Source organism: Streptomyces sp. NPDC037288 (assembly GCF_055603265.1).
This window is the reverse complement of the sequence record NZ_JBVJVY010000023.1, coordinates 1-15792: the sequence shown is the minus strand read 5'-3', so window position 1 is coordinate 15792 and position 15792 is coordinate 1. Positions and strand designations below refer to the sequence as shown.

Genomic DNA, 15792 nt, shown 5'->3' with positions numbered 1-15792 from the left:
TGCAAAACCTGGACTCCCGTCCTGTCGCGTATCCGAGGAAGGCGACCCCTGCCATGCGACTCGTCATGACCGAACCGGTCGAGAAGATGGAGCGCCCGTACGCCCGGCGCTGGTGGGCACTGCTCGTGCTCTGCCTGAGCCTGCTGATCATCGTGATGGCGAACACCGCCCTCACGGTCGCCGCGCCCGACATGACGAAGGACCTCGGGCTGACCAGCGCCGACCTGCAGTGGGTGATCGACGGCTACACCGTCCCCTACGCCGCGCTGATGCTGCTGCTCGGCGCGATCGGCGACAAGTACAGCCGGCGCGGGGCGCTCGTCCTCGGGCTGGTCGTCTTCGGCGGCGGCGCGGTCGCCGGTTACCTCGCCGACAGCTCCACGTCCGTCATCGCGGCCCGCGCCGTGATGGGCGTCGGCGCCGCACTGATCATGCCGGCCACGCTCTCCCTGCTGGCCGCGACCTTCCCGCGCGCCGAACGCGCCAAGGCGATCGTCCTGTGGACCGCCACCGCCGGGCTCGCCATCGCCGCCGGACCGGTCGTCGCCGGCGCCCTCCTGCGCGACCACGGCTGGTCCTCGACCTTCCTGATCAACGTACCCGTCGCGGCCGTCGCGATCGTCGCCGCCCTCGTGCTCATCCCGCCGTCCAAAGCGGGCCACCACGACCGCATCGACTACATCGGCGGCCTGCTGTCGGTCGTCTGGACCGGCTCCCTCGTCTACATGATCATCGAGGGTCCGCACTTCGGCTGGGGTGCCAAGGCGGTCACGGCGGCCGTGGTCGCGGGCGCCGGTCTGGTCGCCTTCGTCGTCTGGGAGCTGCGCCACCCCCGCCCGATCCTGGACGTCCGCCGCTTCGCGCACCGCCGTTTCGCCGGCTCCAACCTCGCCGTCGCCCTGTTCTTCCTCGCCGTCTTCGGTGCCTTCTACTACCTCACCCAGCACCTGCAGTTCGTCCTCGGCTACGACGCCCTGCAGACCGGCGTACGGATGCTCCCGCTGGCCGGCGCGGTCTTCGTCGGCTCGGCCCTGACCGGCTTCCTGACCCCGCGCGTGGGGATGAAGTGGACCGTCACGGCGGGCATGGTCGGTGGCACCGGCGCCCTCGCCCTGCTGACCCGGGTGGACGCGGGTTCGACGTACACCGACTTCCTGGCCCCCCTGATCATCCTCGGCCTGGCCATCGGCCTCGCCCTCTCGCCCTGCACCGACGCGATCATGGGCGCCTTCCCCGAGTCCGAGCTCGGAGTCGGCGGCGCGGTCAACGACACCTCGCTGGAACTGGGCGGCTCGCTCGGCATCGCCATCCTCGGCTCGCTGCTCGCCACGTCGTACGGCAACCACCTCTCCGACGCCACCGCCGGCAGCAAGCTCCCGGCGAACGCCCTGGACACCGCGCAGGACTCGGTCGGCGCCGGATACGCCGTCGCCCAGGGCATCGGCGACAAGGCGCACGCGCTGGCCGCGCAGGCGGCGAGGACCCCGGACCCGCGGCAGGCCGCACAGCTCAAGCAGCAGGCCGCCGAACTCGCCTCCGGCGCCCGCCAGATGGCCGACGCGGTCGGCTCCTCCTTCTCCTCCGCGGTCGCCCACACCAGCCTCGTCGGCGCGGTGGTCCTCGGCCTCGGCACCCTCCTCGTGGGCTTCCTGCTCCCACGCCGTGAAGCCCCCGCGCCGGACGTGAAGACCGAGGAGAAGGAACTGGCGAACAGCACGGCCGGCTGACCGCTTCCCGCTCCCATCCACTAACGTGCCGCTGCGGATCAATCGGAACGGCACGTTCGTGCGTGGCGTCAGTACCTGTATGTCAGTACGTAGATGGAGGCACGGGGGATGAAGATCGACTGGGACCGGCGGACCTGCGCGCGCAAGGGGCATGTCACCTACGCGCCCGACGACCCCCGCCTGCGCCTGCGGCTGCACGCCGAGACCGCGCTCGGCGAGGTGTGGCGCTGTCTGCGCTGCGGTGACTTCGTGCTGGGGGAGCCGCACGGCTCGGGCCGGGCCGACGAAGCGCCGCTGGTGCCGCGCGGCAAGGTCCTGCGTGACCTGTTCATCCTCCGCTTCCTGGCGATCGAGCGGGCCGTGCGCGGTGTGTTCATCGTGCTGGTGGCGGTCGCCGTCTGGAAGTTCAGCAACAGCCGGGACGCGGTCCGCAGCCTCTTCAACGAGTACCTGGACGTCTTCCGTCCGGTCTTCCGGCACTTCCACTACGACCTCGACCACTCACCGGTCGTCGGCTCCATCCAGAAGGTGTTCGGCTACAAGCACTCCACGCTGCTGCTGGTGGCCGCCCTGCTGCTCGCCTACGCGCTGATCGAGCTGATCGAGGCCGTCGGCCTCTGGTACGCCAAGCGCTGGGCCGAGTACCTGACGGTCGTCGCCACCGCCGCCTTCCTGCCGCTGGAGATCTACGAGCTCACCGAGAAGGTCAGCTACCTGAAGATCGCCACCCTGGTCCTCAACATCCTCGCGGTCCTCTACATCGCCCTCGCCAAGCGCCTGTTCGGCCTGCGCGGCGGTCGCCGCAAGTTCGAGGAGGAGCGGCACAGCGCCTCCCTGATGGAGGTGGAGGAGTCGGCCGGGGTGACGGTCTGATGTCCGCCGGGGACGAGGACGGCCACCGTCTGCCGCCCGCCCTGGCCGAGGTGGCCGCCGTGGGGTTCGACCACGACCATGGCGGCGGTGCCGACTTCGAGGCGTACGACGTCTTCGACCCGGCCGAGGACACCACCGACTGGCTGCGGCTGTGGACCGGCAACCCGGATGCCGACGGCAGCGCCTACCGCGTGTTCGGCAAGCACGGCACCGGTGGCCGCGCCGCCGTGTGGTGCGCGCGGCCGGGGCAGCCCCTGGCGGAGCAGCCGGTGGTGTTCCTGGGATCGGAGGGGGAGACCGGCGTGGTCGCCGGCAACCTCTCCGACTTTCTGTGGGTGCTGGCCGACGGCTACGGCCCCAGGGAGGCCCTCTGGCCCGAGCGGGACTGGACCGCCCGTCCTAATGCCGCCCTCGCGGACATCGCCGCCCGGCACGCCACCACCCCGCGCCGCCCGGTCCCGCAGATCGTGGCGTTGGCCGGGGCGCGGTTCCCCTCCTTCGCCGTCGACGTCGACGCACTCTGCCGCTGAGCGGCGTTCGAGCTACGAAGCCCGCGCGGCCCGCACGAGCCGCGTCAGCTCCGCCTCCGTCAGCGTGAGCTCCGAAGCCGCCGCCGAGTCCCGGATCGTCTCCGGACGGCTCGCGCCCGGGATCGGGATGACGGCGGGGGAGAGGGACAGCAGCCAGGCCAGGCACACCCGCTGGGGGCTGGCCCCCCGCTCCCGGGCCACCTCGTGGAACGCGGCGAACCGCGGGGCCGCCGCCAGGCCCGACGACCCGTCCAGCGAGCTGCGCGAGATCCCGCCGAGCGGACTCCACGGCAGGAATGCCAGGCCCAGCTCCGCGCAGAGCCGCAGTTCCGGATCGCTGTCACGGGCCTCGGGGGAGAAGCGGTTCTGTACGGACACCAGGCGGTCACCGAGGATCGCGCGGGCCCGCAGTATCTGGTCCGCGGTCACGTTCGACAGGCCCGCCAGGCGGATCTTGCCCGCGTCGAGCAGGTCGCGCAGGGCCCCGACCGACTCCTCGAACGGGACGGCGGGGTCGGGCCTGTGGAGCTGGTAGAGGCCGATCGCCTCGACGCCCAGCCGCTTCAGTGATGCCTCCGCGGCCGTCCTGAGGTGCCCGCGCGTGCCCGTCGTCGTCCAGTTGCCGTCGGCCGGGCGGCCCCGGCCGCCCTTCGTGGCCAGCAGCACGCCGTCGGTGTCGCCGCCGTAGGTCGCGAGGGCGCGGGCGAGGAGGAGTTCGTTGTGGCCGGGCTCCTGGCCCGGCAGGTGGTAGGAGTCGGCCGTGTCCAGCAGTGTCACGCCCGCGTCCAGTGCCGCGTGGACGGTGGCGAGGGCGCGGGTCTCGTCCGGCCGGCCCTCGATCGACAGCGGCATGGCACCGAGTCCCACCGCGCTCACCGTCAGGCCGCCAACCGTGCGGTACCGCATGTCAGTCGTCCTTTCCCAGGGTCTCGGCGACGGCCTTCGGCAGCCACTGCCGTACGTCACCGAAGGTGAAACCGAGCCCGGCGGCCCGGGAGTTGTCCATGGCGTAGCCGCGGCGGAAGGCGAAGGGGGAGAGCTCGGCGGATCCGGTCACCTCGAACCGAACGTCCTTCTCGGTGAGGTGGGCCGCCACCGCGGTGCACAGCTCGTCCAGGGCCAGCAGGCCGTGCGAGGCGGCGTTCACCGGGCCCGTGAAGTCCGCCCCCGCCGCCCAGAACAGGAAGTCGGCGATCTCCTCGACGTAAATGTACGTTGCCGGGTGCGAGAGAGGCGGCACGGCGATGGGCGCGCCGGTGCGGATGCGGTGGGCGTAGTGCTCCAGCCGACCGGTGAAGTCGTCGTCGCCGCCCAGCACATGGGCCACCCGAACGGACACGAACGGGAGGCCGGAGCCCGTGAACACCGCCTCGGCCTGCCGCTTGCCCTCACCGTAGTGCGCCTCGACGAACTCCACCTCGTCCCAGGCGAGTTCCAGGTCCACGGCTATCGTGCGCGGATCGACCGCACTCTCCGGCACCGGTACCGCCGAGTCCTCGCGCTCGTACACCTCCACCGTCGACGTCATGACGTAGCGTCCGGTGCGGCCCGTGAAGACCCGGCGGGCGATCTCCGCCTGGCGCGGGGTGTAACAGACCTGGTCGATGACGACGTCGAAGGTACGGCCGCCGATCGCCTCGGTCAGCGCCTTCCCGTCGTCGCGGTCGGCCACCAGGTGGACCGCTTCCGGCGGCGGGGCCGACGATCCCCGGTTCAGCACCGTGACCCGGTCACCCGCCGCCAGCAGCCGGGCGATCAGCCGCTTGCCGAAATAGCGGCTGCCGCCGATGACCAGTACCTCTCGTGCCTTTGTCATGACCATAATTCTCCGGACCGGGCAGGGAGCTCTGAAGGGGCAGACATGGGAGATCGGGTCACCACGCCGAAAGAACCACGGCATCTGCGGGCCGTCGCCGACGAAACACAGGTGGCCTTCGACGCGGTGGACCGGCAGATCCTCCAGCTGCTGCAGACCGACGGACGGATCAGGCTGAGCGAGCTGGGCCGGAGGGTCACTCTGAGCCCGGCGGCCGTGGCCGAGCGGGTACGCCGGCTGGAGGCGGCCGGCGTGGTCGAGGGGTACGGCGCCCAGGTCGCGCCCGCCCGCCTCGGCTACGGCATCCAGGCCTTCATCCGGGTGAACCCGCACGGCGGCTACAACCTCAAGCACCCGAGGACCCTCGAGCTGGTCGACCGCCCGGAGATCACCGAGGTGCACCACGTGGTCGGCCAGGACTGCTGGATCCTCAAGGTCGCCGTCACCGACACCGCCCACCTGGAGGAGATCCTGGAGCAGACCTCGGCGCTGGGCCGGACGACGACGTCGATCGTGCTGTCCTCACCGGTGCGCCGGAAGCCGCTGCTGCCCCCGAAGTGACAGAGGAGCACCGCTTGCCCTGACGCCGACGTCAACACCTACGGTCGTAGGCATGCGAATCGGCGAGCTGGCCGCACGGGCCGGGACCACCACCCGCACCCTGCGCTACTACGAGGCACGCGGGCTGCTGCCGGCCCGGCGCGACGGCAACGGACACCGCACGTACGACGAGGGCGACCTGAGGCTGCTGGAGCAGATCCGGACCCTGCGGGACTTCGGGTTCGAGCTGGAGGAGACGCGGCCCTTCGTGGAGTGCCTGCGCTCCGGGCATCCGGAGGGCGACTCCTGCCCGGCCTCGCTCGCGGTCTACCGGCGCAAGCTGGACGAGCTGGACGCGCTGATCGGGCAGCTGTCGGCGGTGCGGGAGACGGTCGCCGGGCAGCTGCGGCGGGCCGAGCTGGCCCGGGACGCGCTGGCCGCCGAGGCGCTGGTTCCGGGTGGCCCGGAACCCGTGTGCGAGCTGGGAGGGCTTTTGCGATGAGTCTGGTGAGCGGACTGGCCGAGGTGACGGACGCGGATTTCGAGGCGGAGGTGAGGGGCTCGGACCTGCCGGTCCTGGTGCAGTTCACGGCCGACTGGTGCGGGCCGTGCCGGCAGCTCGCGCCGGTGCTGAAGGACATCGCCTTCGAGGAGGGCGACCGGCTGAGGATCGTACAGCTCGACGTGGACCGCAATCCGCAGACGACGATCGCCTACGGCGTGCTGTCCACCCCGACCCTGATGGTCTTCCGGGACGGTGAGCCGGTGCGGTCGATGGTGGGGGCGCGGCCCAAGCGGCGGCTGCTGGAGGAGCTGGCCGACGTGCTGTAAAACCCGTGCGCCCAATGAAAAATCCCCCGAGCAATTGCGCTCGGGGGATTTCTCTGCGTATATTCGGTGGTTCGCGACTTCCATTCAAGGAAGGCGCGGAGAAGTTCACTGGGCACAGTATATCCGGGCGGGAGCGGAATTGTCAAACACCGAATTTCCACGCGATGAATTGCGGCACGAGCAGGAATTCATCGACGGACTGTACGCGCGCGTGGACGTGCTGCGCGGTGAGGCCGAGACGTCGGTCACGGACGCGCTCGCCCAGGGCGACAAGCCCATGCAGGCCCGGCTGGAGCGGGACATCCTGGTCGCCGAGCGCTCGGGACTGCTCGCCGCGCTGAACGCCGTCGACGGCTCGCTCTGCTTCGGCCGGATCGACCTGGCCGACGGCGCCGCCCACCACATCGGCCGGATCGGGCTGCGCGAGGACGACACCGAGCGCACCCCGGTCCTCATCGACTGGCGGGCCGACGTCGCCCGGCCCTTCTACCTGGCCACCGGTCACACCCCGATGGGTCTGCGCCGCCGCCGGCACATCGCCACCCAGGGCCGGACCGTGACCTCCCTGCACGACGAGATCCTCGACCTCGGCGACACCACCCGCACCGGCTACGAGGACCACAACGGTGACGCCGTGCTGCTGGCCGCGCTCAACGGCGCACGCACCGGCCGCATGAGCGACATCGTGCAGACCATCCAGGCCGAGCAGGACGAGATCATCCGGGCGCCCCACCGCGGGGTGCTGGTGGTCGAGGGCGGCCCCGGCACCGGCAAGACGGCCGTGGCCCTGCACCGGGCCGCGTACCTGCTGTACGAACACCGGGAACTGCTGGCCCGCCGCGCCGTGCTGATCGTCGGCCCCAACCCGGCCTTCCTCGGCTACATCGGCGAGGTGCTGCCCTCCCTCGGTGAGACCGGGGTGCTGCTCGCCACGGTCGGCGAGCTGTTTCCCGGAGTGCGGGCGACCGCCGGCGACACCCCCGAGGCGGCGGCCGTGAAGGGCCGCGCCGACATGGCGGACGTGCTCGCCGCCGTCGTCCGCGACCGGCAGGCCCTGCCGGACCCGGTCATCGCGATCGAGCACGACCGCGAGGTGCTCATGCTGGACGACGGCCTGGTGCGCGTCGCCCGCGAGCGCACCCGCGCCGCCAGGCTGCCGCACAACGCGGCCCGCGAGCACTTCGAGGGGCACATCCTCAACACCCTCACCGAGCTGTACGCCGAACGCGTCGGCACCGACCCGTACGACGGCAGCAGCCTGCTCGACGCCGCCGACGTCACCCAGATCCGCGACGAACTCGCCGAGAACCCCGAAGTCTGGTCCGCCGTCGACCGGTTGTGGCCGAGGATCACCCCGCAGCGGCTGGTCGCCGACTTCCTCGCGGAGCCGGAAGGGTACGTGAGCGAGGAGGACGCCGACGCCATCCGCCGCCCGGTGACCCGCGCGTGGACCGTCGCCGACGTCCCCCTCCTCGACGAGGCGGCCGAACTCCTCGGCGAGGACGACCGGTGGGCGAGGGCCCGCGCCGAGCGCGAGCGCGAGACGCAGGTGGCCTACGCGCAGGGCGTCCTGGACGTCTCCTACGCCTCCCGGACCTACGAGTTCGAGGACAGGCACGACGAGGACTCCGAAGTCCTGTCGGCCCACGACATCATCGACGCCGAACGCTTCGCCGAGCGGCAGGAGGAGGCCGACCACCGCAGCGCCGCCGAGCGGGCCGCGGCCGACCGGACCTGGGCGTTCGGGCACATCATCGTGGACGAGGCGCAGGAGCTGTCCCCGATGGCCTGGCGGCTGCTGATGCGGCGCAGCCCGACCCGCTCGATGACCCTGGTGGGCGACCCCGCGCAGACCGCGGAGGCGGCCGGCGTCGGCTCCTGGGCGGACATCCTCGCGCCGTATGTCGAGGACCGCTGGGAGCACACCCGCCTCGGCGTCAACTACCGCACACCGGCCGAGATCATGGAGCTGGCCGCGGCCGTGGTCCGCGCCGGGAACCCGGACTTCGAGCCCCCGAGTTCGGTCCGTTCCACAGGGGTACGGCCCTGGGTGCGGCGGGCCCACGACGGACTGCCCGGTGCGGTCGCCGAGGCCGTCGCCGAACTCGTCCCCACCGAGGGCCGCCTCGCGGTCATCGCCCCGCGCGAGCTGCACCGCTCGCTGGCCGCCCGGCTGGACGGCGTCACGGCGGGCGCCGAGCCCGACCTGACACGGACGGTCGTCCTCCTCGACCCGCGCCAGGCCAAGGGCCTGGAGTTCGACTCGGTCCTGGTGGTGGAACCGGCGACCTACGGCACGAGCGACCTGTACGTCGCCCTGACCCGGGCCACCCAGCGGCTCGGGGTGCTGTTCACCGGACGGCTGCCGAAGGAGCTGGCCGACGCCTTTCAGTTCGAAGGCGAGTAGCAGGGTTCAGTCCATTGGTCAATAGACAGAGCCTGGTCCATCCGCTTGTCGTGAAGTCATCTTTGTGTTCGATGATTCACGCGAGCGGGTGGATTCGGGGGTGGATTAGCTTTTCTAAACTGTGGCCTCAGGTTTCCTTTCCGTGATGCACGGATGGCGAGATGGCGGCCAGTTGAGCGCAATCCTGCCGTTAGTGATCCGAATGTATGTCGATCCGGTCCTGGGGCTGCGCCAAGCCGTCTGCGGGGCGCACGGTCGGGCCTTCTGGACGGGGATGCGGCCCTCCGGACCGCACTCGACAGCGCCTGGCTCTGATGTCACTCTGCTGCGGCCGGACGATGGTCCGGCAACCACGCGCACCTGGTAGGGATTTACATGTCCGCACTTGGCGACGACGGCCTGAGGGAACAGCTTGATGCGCTGAGCAGGCAGCTGGAGGGACTGATGAACCTGCTGGAGGATGTGAGGAACCGGATTGACCTGGTGGAGCGGCAGCAGAAGAAGAGTGGAGCGATGGCGGTGGGGCTCTCTGTCCTCAGTTCCACTGTCGGGCAACTGATCAATTCCGCTATCAAGGGTTAGGTAAATCCGTTCTCTTTCGATCGTCCCCGATCGAAAGAAGTCATCCCATCCCCCGTATCGGTGATGCTGCAGCAGTCAGGTGGATGTCAGTCCATCATTCTCTCATGCTGTAGTCATTATGGAGAATTGGGGGATCTGATGGTTGACGACGAGCGTCCCTTCCCTTTGCCTGCAAACAAGGAGGAACAGGAGGAGTGGATCGAGGCGGTGCTTGCCACCACCGGGGTCAACGTCCCCCGCGCGGCACTCCGCAACATCGCCCCCTTCCTTGTCGATCCTCGCCGTTCGCTGGGTACGGCCGACGGCGCGGGACGTCGCAGGCTTGTGGAGAGCGCCCTGCGCCGGACTGTCACGGATGCCGGGGTCATGACGGTGGTGGCAGTTCGGATGCACGGCGTCGGGGGAGTCGTCTGGGAGAACAACGAGCGGATCAGCTCCGCCTGGCACTCCCTGGCCGATCCATCCGAGATCACGGAGAAGCGGCGCGCTCTGGCCAGGGTCCGTCCCTGGACGCAGGTGACCCCTGACGGCAGGGAGGAGGCCTTTGCGGCACTCCGCAGTTCCGTGGCGAGCAGGGAGGAGCTGATCGGCAATGTGGAACTGGCCGTTGATGCCCTCAGTAACCGCGTTGGGCACCGCCCGTACGACCTCAAACAGGACCTCGTCCTCAACGGCCAGCTGGAGCCGGGCCTGTTCGTGGCCCAGCACTTCGAACTGGAGGAGCAGCCGCTAACGGACCGTGAGGGACAACCACTGCACCCGGCTGAGCACTGGGGATGGATGGCCGTCAGGGGGAACAACCGCACGAAGGAACGCCAGGAGATCTTCGATGTGACCTCTGCGGAGGTACTCACGGGGGTGCCTTTGAAGAAACTCGGCGGCGAGGGCGAGAAGCTCGTCTTCGATCCCGATGACTGGCTGACGCGGCTCTCCACAGCCCTCAACGACGAGTACAGCACTGTGCAGAGGTGGGATCCCGAAAGCCCTTTGCGAGCGGTTCGGGCGAAGAAGGTGGCCGTCGTCGAGGCGCACCTGGTGATTGGCAGTACAACGCCACACCGTCTGTATCGCATCGTGCAAATGAGCAACCGGCGGGACCATGTCCACCCACCCCTGGAGTTCACCCAGAACGACCGCAGCCGGGCGCTCGCGCGCAGCGTTCTAGGTGCTTATGTGGCAGAAGGCTGCTTGGACGAGAAAACTGCCGAGGTCCTGTCCGGCGCCGCCCCGGTCACCGAGCTGCCAGGTGTGCCGAGCGATGCCACGGTGAGTGAACTCCGGGACGTGCGTTCCATGATGCTGCTGCGGGAGCTCTTCCCGAGGGACCGCGAAAAGCGGTTTCTGATCCGGCGGGTACTGAGCGAATCGCCGCCCTCGCAGCTCACCGCTGTGGAAGTCAACCGACGCGCCCGAGCGTGGTCGGCTCTGACTTCGGAGAGTTATCCCAAGGCGTGGAATCCGCGCATCGGAGAAATGTTCCAGGCATCGGACGTGCGCGAGGGCATCGACGTCTCGTCCCGCCGGTTGCCCGATCTGCTTCAGCTGGCTGAGACGAGCGACGAGGCGTTCGAAGAGCTGGTGAGTTACCGTGCCGCGCATTGGCTGGCGGCGTTCGGCATCATCGACGCCGACCGAGGCTCGCTTGCCGGCCAGAAGACGGACGACGACGACGGCACGGAGGCGACCAGGGTACGGCGCACCGTGCGCAACTCCCTCAACGCCCTACGAAACAACAACAGGATCCAAGCAGTCGCCCTGCTGAGAGAACTCGCCCTGGCGATGGACGAGGACGACCGGCCACCGAGGAAGGTGAGCCCCACCGGGGAGCAACTGGTGGAGCCGATGAAGAGCGCGTGGTTCAACCGCGAGTTCCCCAAGGAAACCGGCAAACGACCCAGCAAGGCGAGGGTCCCTTCCGCGCGCTCCGCCCCAGCGGGGAACGGGGCGGCGGCGACCGGCAGGCCGCGTACGGTCGCCTCACCCGCCCCGGCCGCTCTGCCCGTGGTCTCCCCGGTGCCGGTACCCCCGGGCTCGGCCGTCTCCACCCCCCCTGCGCCCGCCGCGGAAGGAGGGGGACCGGACCCCTCCCCGACGAGCGGAGCGCCGTTCACGTCCGGAACCCACGGCACGGAGCCCGCTGCCGAGAGCGATCCGGAGCCCACGGCGACCGGGCCTGCCGCTCTCTCCGTACAAGGCGTTCCGAGCCTTGCGCAATGGGCCGAGGACGTGCAGTCAAAGGTCAGCGGACTGCTCGACGAGGCGCGCCAGGCCAGAGAACTCCTGGACCGGATGGCCGAAAGGGCGGGCCAGGAAGGGGTGTCCTTCGTGTTCAGCCGGGAGCAGGCCGACGGCATCGCCCGAGAGGTGCCGCGGGCCCTCCGAGCGCTCCGCGAACTCCCGGAACTCGTTGAAGCACTGACAGAGCCCGGCGAGTGATGCGCCACCCCGTGGAGCAAGGACGCGATCCAGTACTCAGGCCGGCCGCAGCCACACCGTCGCCAGGGGCGGCAGGGTCAGCCGGAGACTTGCCGGGTGTCCGTGCCAGGCATGGGGCTCGGGCTTGAGCACGTCCGGATGGGTGACCCCGCTGCCGCCGTAGCGCGCGGCATCGGTGTTGAGCACCTCCACCCACGCCGGTACGTCCTCCGGCACCCCGAGCCGGTAGTCCGTGCGGACCACCGGGGCCATATGGGAGACGGCCAGCAGCGGATTGCCGTCGGCGTCGAGGCGCAGGAACGCGAAGACGTTGTCGTCCGCCGCGTCCCCGGTGACCCACTGGAAGCCCGCCGGGTCGGTGTCCCGCTGCCACAGGGCGGGGGCGGCCCGGTACAAGGCGTTCAGATCCCGTACGAGATCCCGTACGCCCCGGTGGTCGGCCTCGGCGCCGTAGGACGGGTCGAGCAGCCACCAGTCGGGGCCGTGCACCTCGGACCACTCGGCGCCCTGGGCGAACTCCTGCCCCATGAACAGCAGTTTCTTGCCGGGGTGGGCCCACATGAAGCCCAGGTAGGCGCGGTGGCCCGCGCGCTGCTGCCACCAGTCGCCGGGCATCTTCGAGACCAGGGACCGCTTGCCGTGCACGACCTCGTCGTGGGAGATGGGCAGGACGTAGTTCTCGCTGTACGCGTACACCATCGAGAAGGTCATCTCGTGGTGGTGGTACTTGCGGTGTACCGGTTCATGGCTCATGTACTGCAGCGAGTCGTGCATCCAGCCCATGTTCCACTTCAGGCCGAAACCGAGCCCGCCGAAGCCGCTCGGGCCCTTGTGGTGGGTGGGGCGGGTGACGCCGTCCCAGGCCGTCGACTCCTCGGCGATGGTCACCACGCCCGGGCAGCGCCGGTACACCGTGGCGTTCATCTCCTGCAGGAAGGCCACCGCGTCCAGGTTCTCCCGGCCGCCGTGCTCGTTCGGGGTCCACTGGCCCGGCTGGCGCGAGTAGTCCAGGTAGAGCATGGAGGCGACCGCGTCCACGCGCAGGCCGTCGATGTGGAACTCCTCGCACCAGTACACCGCGTTGGCGACGAGGAAGTTGCGCACCTCACGGCGGCCGAAGTCGAACTCCAGGGTGCCCCAGTCGGGATGCGCGGCCCGCAGCGGGTCGTGGTGCTCGTACAACGGGCGCCCGTCGAACTCGGCCAGCGCCCAGTCGTCGCGCGGGAAGTGCGCCGGCACCCAGTCCATCAGCACGCCGATGCCGGCCTGGTGCAGCCGGTCCACCAGGTACTTGAAGTCGTCCGGGGTGCCGAGCCGGGCTGTCGGGGCGTAGCAGCCGGTGACCTGGTAACCCCAGGAGCCGCCGAAGGGGTGCTCGGCGACCGGCATCAGCTCCACGTGGGTGAAGCCCATCTCTCGTACATACGAAGGGAGTTGGTCCGCGAGCTGGCGATAGTCCAGGCCGGGGCGCCAGGAGGGCAGGTGGACCTCGTAGACGGAGAACGGGGCCTCGTGCACGGGGGTGTCGGCCCGGTGCGCCATCCACTCCGCGTCGTCCCACTCGTGGTGCGAGGCGTGCACGATCGACGCGGTGGCGGGCGGAGCCTCCGTACGGCGGGCCAGTGGATCGGCGCGCAGGGTGTGCGAGCCGTCCGGGCGGGTGATCTCGAACTTGTACGCCTCGCCCTCGCCGACCCCCGGCACGAACAGCTCCCACACCCCGGAGGAGCCCAGCGAGCGCATCGGAAAGCCCGTCGCGTCCCAGAAGTTGAAGCCACCCGCGACCCGTACGCCCCGCGCGTTTGGCGCCCACACCGCGAACCGGGTGCCGGTGACACCCTGCTGGGCGGTGACATGGGCGCCGAGCGCCTGCCACAGCTGCTCGTGCCGGCCCTCACCGATCAGGTGCAGATCCAGCTCGCCCAGCGTGGGCAGGAAGCGGTAGGGGTCCTCGGTGTCCAGGACGTTCCCCTCGTACGCCACCAGCAGCCGGTAGTCCGGTACGTCCGCGAGCGGCAGTGACCCCGAGAAGAACCCCTCGCCGTCGTCGTGCAGCTCGGCGCGCAGGTCATCGGTGACGACCGTGACGGACAGCGCGTACGGCCGGAAGACCCGGAAGGCGACGCCTCCCTTCACCGGGTGGGCGCCCAGCACGGAGTGCGGGTCGTGATGGGTGCCGTGCAGCAGCCGCTCGCGGTCGGCGGGAGGGACGGCGGTGTCCGGGGTGTGCTTCGAGGGGGCCGGCTTCTTGGTCGTCACGGACGAGCCTCCTGGTCTTCACGCGGCGAGGCGACGGATCGCCGAGAGCGGTACGGGGAGCCAGTCGGGGCGGTGCCGGGCCTCGTAGACGACCTCGTAGACCGCCTTGTCGGTCTCGAAGGCCCGCAGCAGCACCGGATCGGTGCGCGGGTCGCGGCCGGCCACCTCCGCGTACCCGGAGCAGTAGGCGGCCCGGCAGACGCGCGCCCAGTCCGGGGCGGGCGGACTCACGGAGTGGGCCGCGTAGTCGAAGGAGCGGAGCATGCCCGCGATGTCCCGCACCGGCGGCTGCGGCATGCGCCGTTCGGCCGCCGGCCGGGCCGGCTCTCCCTCGAAGTCGATCAGCGACCAGTCTCCGCAGGCCGAGCGCAGACACTGGCCGAGGTGCAGATCGCCGTGGATCCGCTGGGCCGTCCAGGTGCGGCCCTCGGTGGCCAGGCCGGCCAGCGCCCGGTAGGCCGAGCGCAGCCCGCTCTCGTACGGCCGCAGTGCCGGCACCGCCTGGACGGCCGCCTCCAGCCGCTCGGTCATTGCCTCGACCAGCGACTGCAGCTGGGCGTGGCCGAGAGTGACCGTCGGCAGGGCGCGGGCGAGCGAGGTGTGCACCTCGGCGGTGGCGCGGCCCAGCGCCCGCGCCTCGGCGGCGAAGTCCTCGCCCTTGGCCAGTTCGCGCAGCGCCAGCTCCCAGCCGTCACTCGCCCCGCTGACGAAGGGCTGGAGTACCGCCAGGACGTACGACTGCGCGTCCACCTCCGCATGCAGCCAGGCGGTCGGCGCGGGCACCCGGGGGCAGCCCTCGCGGGCCAGTGCCAGGGGTATCTCCAGGTCGGGGTTGACGCCGGGCACCACACGGCGCAGCAGCTTCAGGATGAACGTATCGCCGTAGACCACCGACGAGTTGGACTGCTCGGCGGTCATCAGCCGGGCCACCAGCCCGGCGCGGATCTCCTGACGCGGGTCCCGATCGAATCGCAGCCCGCCGATGCGGGCCCGGGTGCGCAGGGCCTCCAGCAGCACTTCGGCGGGCCGGGGGTCGTACAGGGCGTCGTACACCGTGCGTCCGGCGAGCGGGCCCTTTTCCAGATGTCCGATCAGCGCGGGCGCGAGCCGGGGCGGCAGCGCCTCGCGCACGCCTATGAGGAGCTGGTAGCAGTCGCCCGGATGGGGCTCGGCGCCCAGGGCGGACGGCTGGTGGACGCGCAGGAGCAGGTGGTAGAGGCCCAGCCGGCCGTCGGGCGGCAGCAGTTCGGTGGCGGCCACGGGGGTGAACCCGGTGACCGGGCGGCCCTTGCCGGCGAACCAGCGCTGCCTCGGCAGCCACTCGCGCAACAAGGGGTCCAGGGAAGCCAGGAGCGAGGTGGTGGTGCCGGATGAGGTGACCGTTTCCGCCATGGGCGTCACGTCCTTTCCCCGGAGCGCGAGGGGGGTATCACTTGTGCGTGCCCCGGGTGGGGCGGGAGAAACCGCCCCACCACCAGGGTTCTACGCCGCGTTCCGGCGCAACCGGAACCAGTAGAAGCCGTGCCCCGCGAGGGTGAGCAGGTACGGCAGCTCGCCGATCGCCGGGAAGCGGACCCCGCCGAACAGCTCGACGGGGTGCCGCCCGCCGAACCGGCTCAGATCCAGCTCCGTGGGCTGCGCGAAGCGGGAGAAGTTGTGGACGCACAGGACCAGGTCGTCCCCTCCGTCCTGTGAGAGGGGGGCTTCGCGGAGGAAGGCGAGGACGGCCGGGTTGGAGGACTGCAGCTCGTTGTAGGACCCCAGTCCGAAGGCGGGATTCTGCTTGCGGAT

At 70.4% G+C, this 15792-nt stretch carries 14 protein-coding genes; 9 read left to right on the top strand and 5 right to left on the bottom strand.

What is annotated here, in order from left to right; genetic code table 11:
- The first annotated feature begins 53 nt into the window (after nucleotides 1-53).
- The 3 genes from ACZ7GZ_RS24425 (at nucleotide 54) to ACZ7GZ_RS24415 (ending at nucleotide 3130) form a co-directional block, all read left to right on the top strand.
- Nucleotides 54-1727 carry an MFS transporter gene (locus ACZ7GZ_RS24425; RefSeq protein WP_471027366.1) on the top strand — a complete coding sequence of 558 codons (1674 nt, stop codon included), beginning with the start codon at nucleotides 54-56 and terminating at the stop codon, nucleotides 1725-1727.
- Nucleotides 1728-1835: 108 nt separating this feature from the next.
- Nucleotides 1836-2600 carry a DUF2127 domain-containing protein gene (locus ACZ7GZ_RS24420; protein WP_471027365.1) on the top strand — a complete coding sequence of 255 codons (765 nt, stop codon included), beginning with the start codon at nucleotides 1836-1838 and terminating at the stop codon, nucleotides 2598-2600.
- A complete protein-coding gene (locus ACZ7GZ_RS24415) occupies nucleotides 2600-3130 on the top strand; it encodes an SMI1/KNR4 family protein (protein ID WP_471027364.1) in 531 nt (176 codons plus the stop codon). Before ACZ7GZ_RS24420 ends, ACZ7GZ_RS24415 begins: the two co-directional genes overlap by 1 nt.
- Before the next feature lie 12 nt (nucleotides 3131-3142).
- On the opposite strand, the gene ACZ7GZ_RS24410 is transcribed toward ACZ7GZ_RS24415, so the two are convergent.
- Together ACZ7GZ_RS24410 and ACZ7GZ_RS24405 are read right to left on the bottom strand one after the other, a co-directional pair.
- A complete protein-coding gene (locus tag ACZ7GZ_RS24410) occupies nucleotides 3143-4036 on the bottom strand; it encodes an aldo/keto reductase (RefSeq protein WP_471027363.1) in 894 nt (297 codons plus the stop codon).
- A gap of 1 nt (nucleotide 4037) precedes the next feature.
- A complete protein-coding gene (locus ACZ7GZ_RS24405; protein WP_471027362.1) occupies nucleotides 4038-4946 on the bottom strand; it encodes an NAD-dependent epimerase/dehydratase family protein in 909 nt (302 codons plus the stop codon).
- 45 nt (nucleotides 4947-4991) lie between these two features.
- Here ACZ7GZ_RS24405 and ACZ7GZ_RS24400 point away from each other — a divergent pair, with 45 nt between their 5' ends.
- From ACZ7GZ_RS24400 to ACZ7GZ_RS24375, 6 genes are all read left to right on the top strand, one after another.
- Nucleotides 4992-5507: an Lrp/AsnC family transcriptional regulator gene (locus ACZ7GZ_RS24400; RefSeq protein ID WP_471027361.1), complete on the top strand. Its 516-nt coding sequence runs from the start codon at nucleotides 4992-4994 to the stop codon at nucleotides 5505-5507.
- 52 nt (nucleotides 5508-5559) lie between these two features.
- Nucleotides 5560-5988: a MerR family transcriptional regulator gene (locus ACZ7GZ_RS24395; RefSeq protein ID WP_471027360.1), complete on the top strand. Its 429-nt coding sequence runs from the start codon at nucleotides 5560-5562 to the stop codon at nucleotides 5986-5988.
- Nucleotides 5985-6317 (top strand): thioredoxin, encoded by a 333-nt coding sequence (gene trxA, locus ACZ7GZ_RS24390; RefSeq protein ID WP_471027358.1) that lies wholly within the window; start codon nucleotides 5985-5987, stop codon nucleotides 6315-6317. Before ACZ7GZ_RS24395 ends, trxA begins: the two co-directional genes overlap by 4 nt.
- A gap of 169 nt (nucleotides 6318-6486) precedes the next feature.
- Complete coding sequence (locus tag ACZ7GZ_RS24385) at nucleotides 6487-8724, top strand: HelD family protein (protein WP_471027519.1); 2238 nt, start codon at nucleotides 6487-6489, stop codon at nucleotides 8722-8724.
- A 375-nt stretch (nucleotides 8725-9099) separates the two neighbouring features.
- A complete protein-coding gene (locus ACZ7GZ_RS24380; protein ID WP_471027357.1) occupies nucleotides 9100-9306 on the top strand; it encodes a hypothetical protein in 207 nt (68 codons plus the stop codon).
- 138 nt (nucleotides 9307-9444) lie between these two features.
- On the top strand, nucleotides 9445-11742 hold the full coding sequence (locus tag ACZ7GZ_RS24375; protein ID WP_471027355.1) for a hypothetical protein: 2298 nt from the start codon (nucleotides 9445-9447) through the stop codon (nucleotides 11740-11742).
- Between the two features lie 36 nt (nucleotides 11743-11778).
- On the opposite strand, the gene glgB is transcribed toward ACZ7GZ_RS24375, so the two are convergent.
- The 3 genes from glgB to ACZ7GZ_RS24360 all read right to left on the bottom strand — a co-directional run.
- On the bottom strand, nucleotides 11779-14001 hold the full coding sequence (gene glgB, locus ACZ7GZ_RS24370) for a 1,4-alpha-glucan branching enzyme (protein WP_471027354.1): 2223 nt from the start codon (nucleotides 13999-14001) through the stop codon (nucleotides 11779-11781).
- Between the two features lie 18 nt (nucleotides 14002-14019).
- Nucleotides 14020-15393, bottom strand: coding sequence for a maltokinase N-terminal cap-like domain-containing protein (locus tag ACZ7GZ_RS24365; protein WP_471027353.1), 1374 nt, complete (start codon nucleotides 15391-15393; stop codon nucleotides 14020-14022).
- Nucleotides 15394-15483: 90 nt separating this feature from the next.
- Nucleotides 15484-15792: alpha-glucosidase C-terminal domain-containing protein (locus ACZ7GZ_RS24360; protein WP_471027351.1), on the bottom strand; the 309-nt coding region annotated here is incomplete at its 5' end.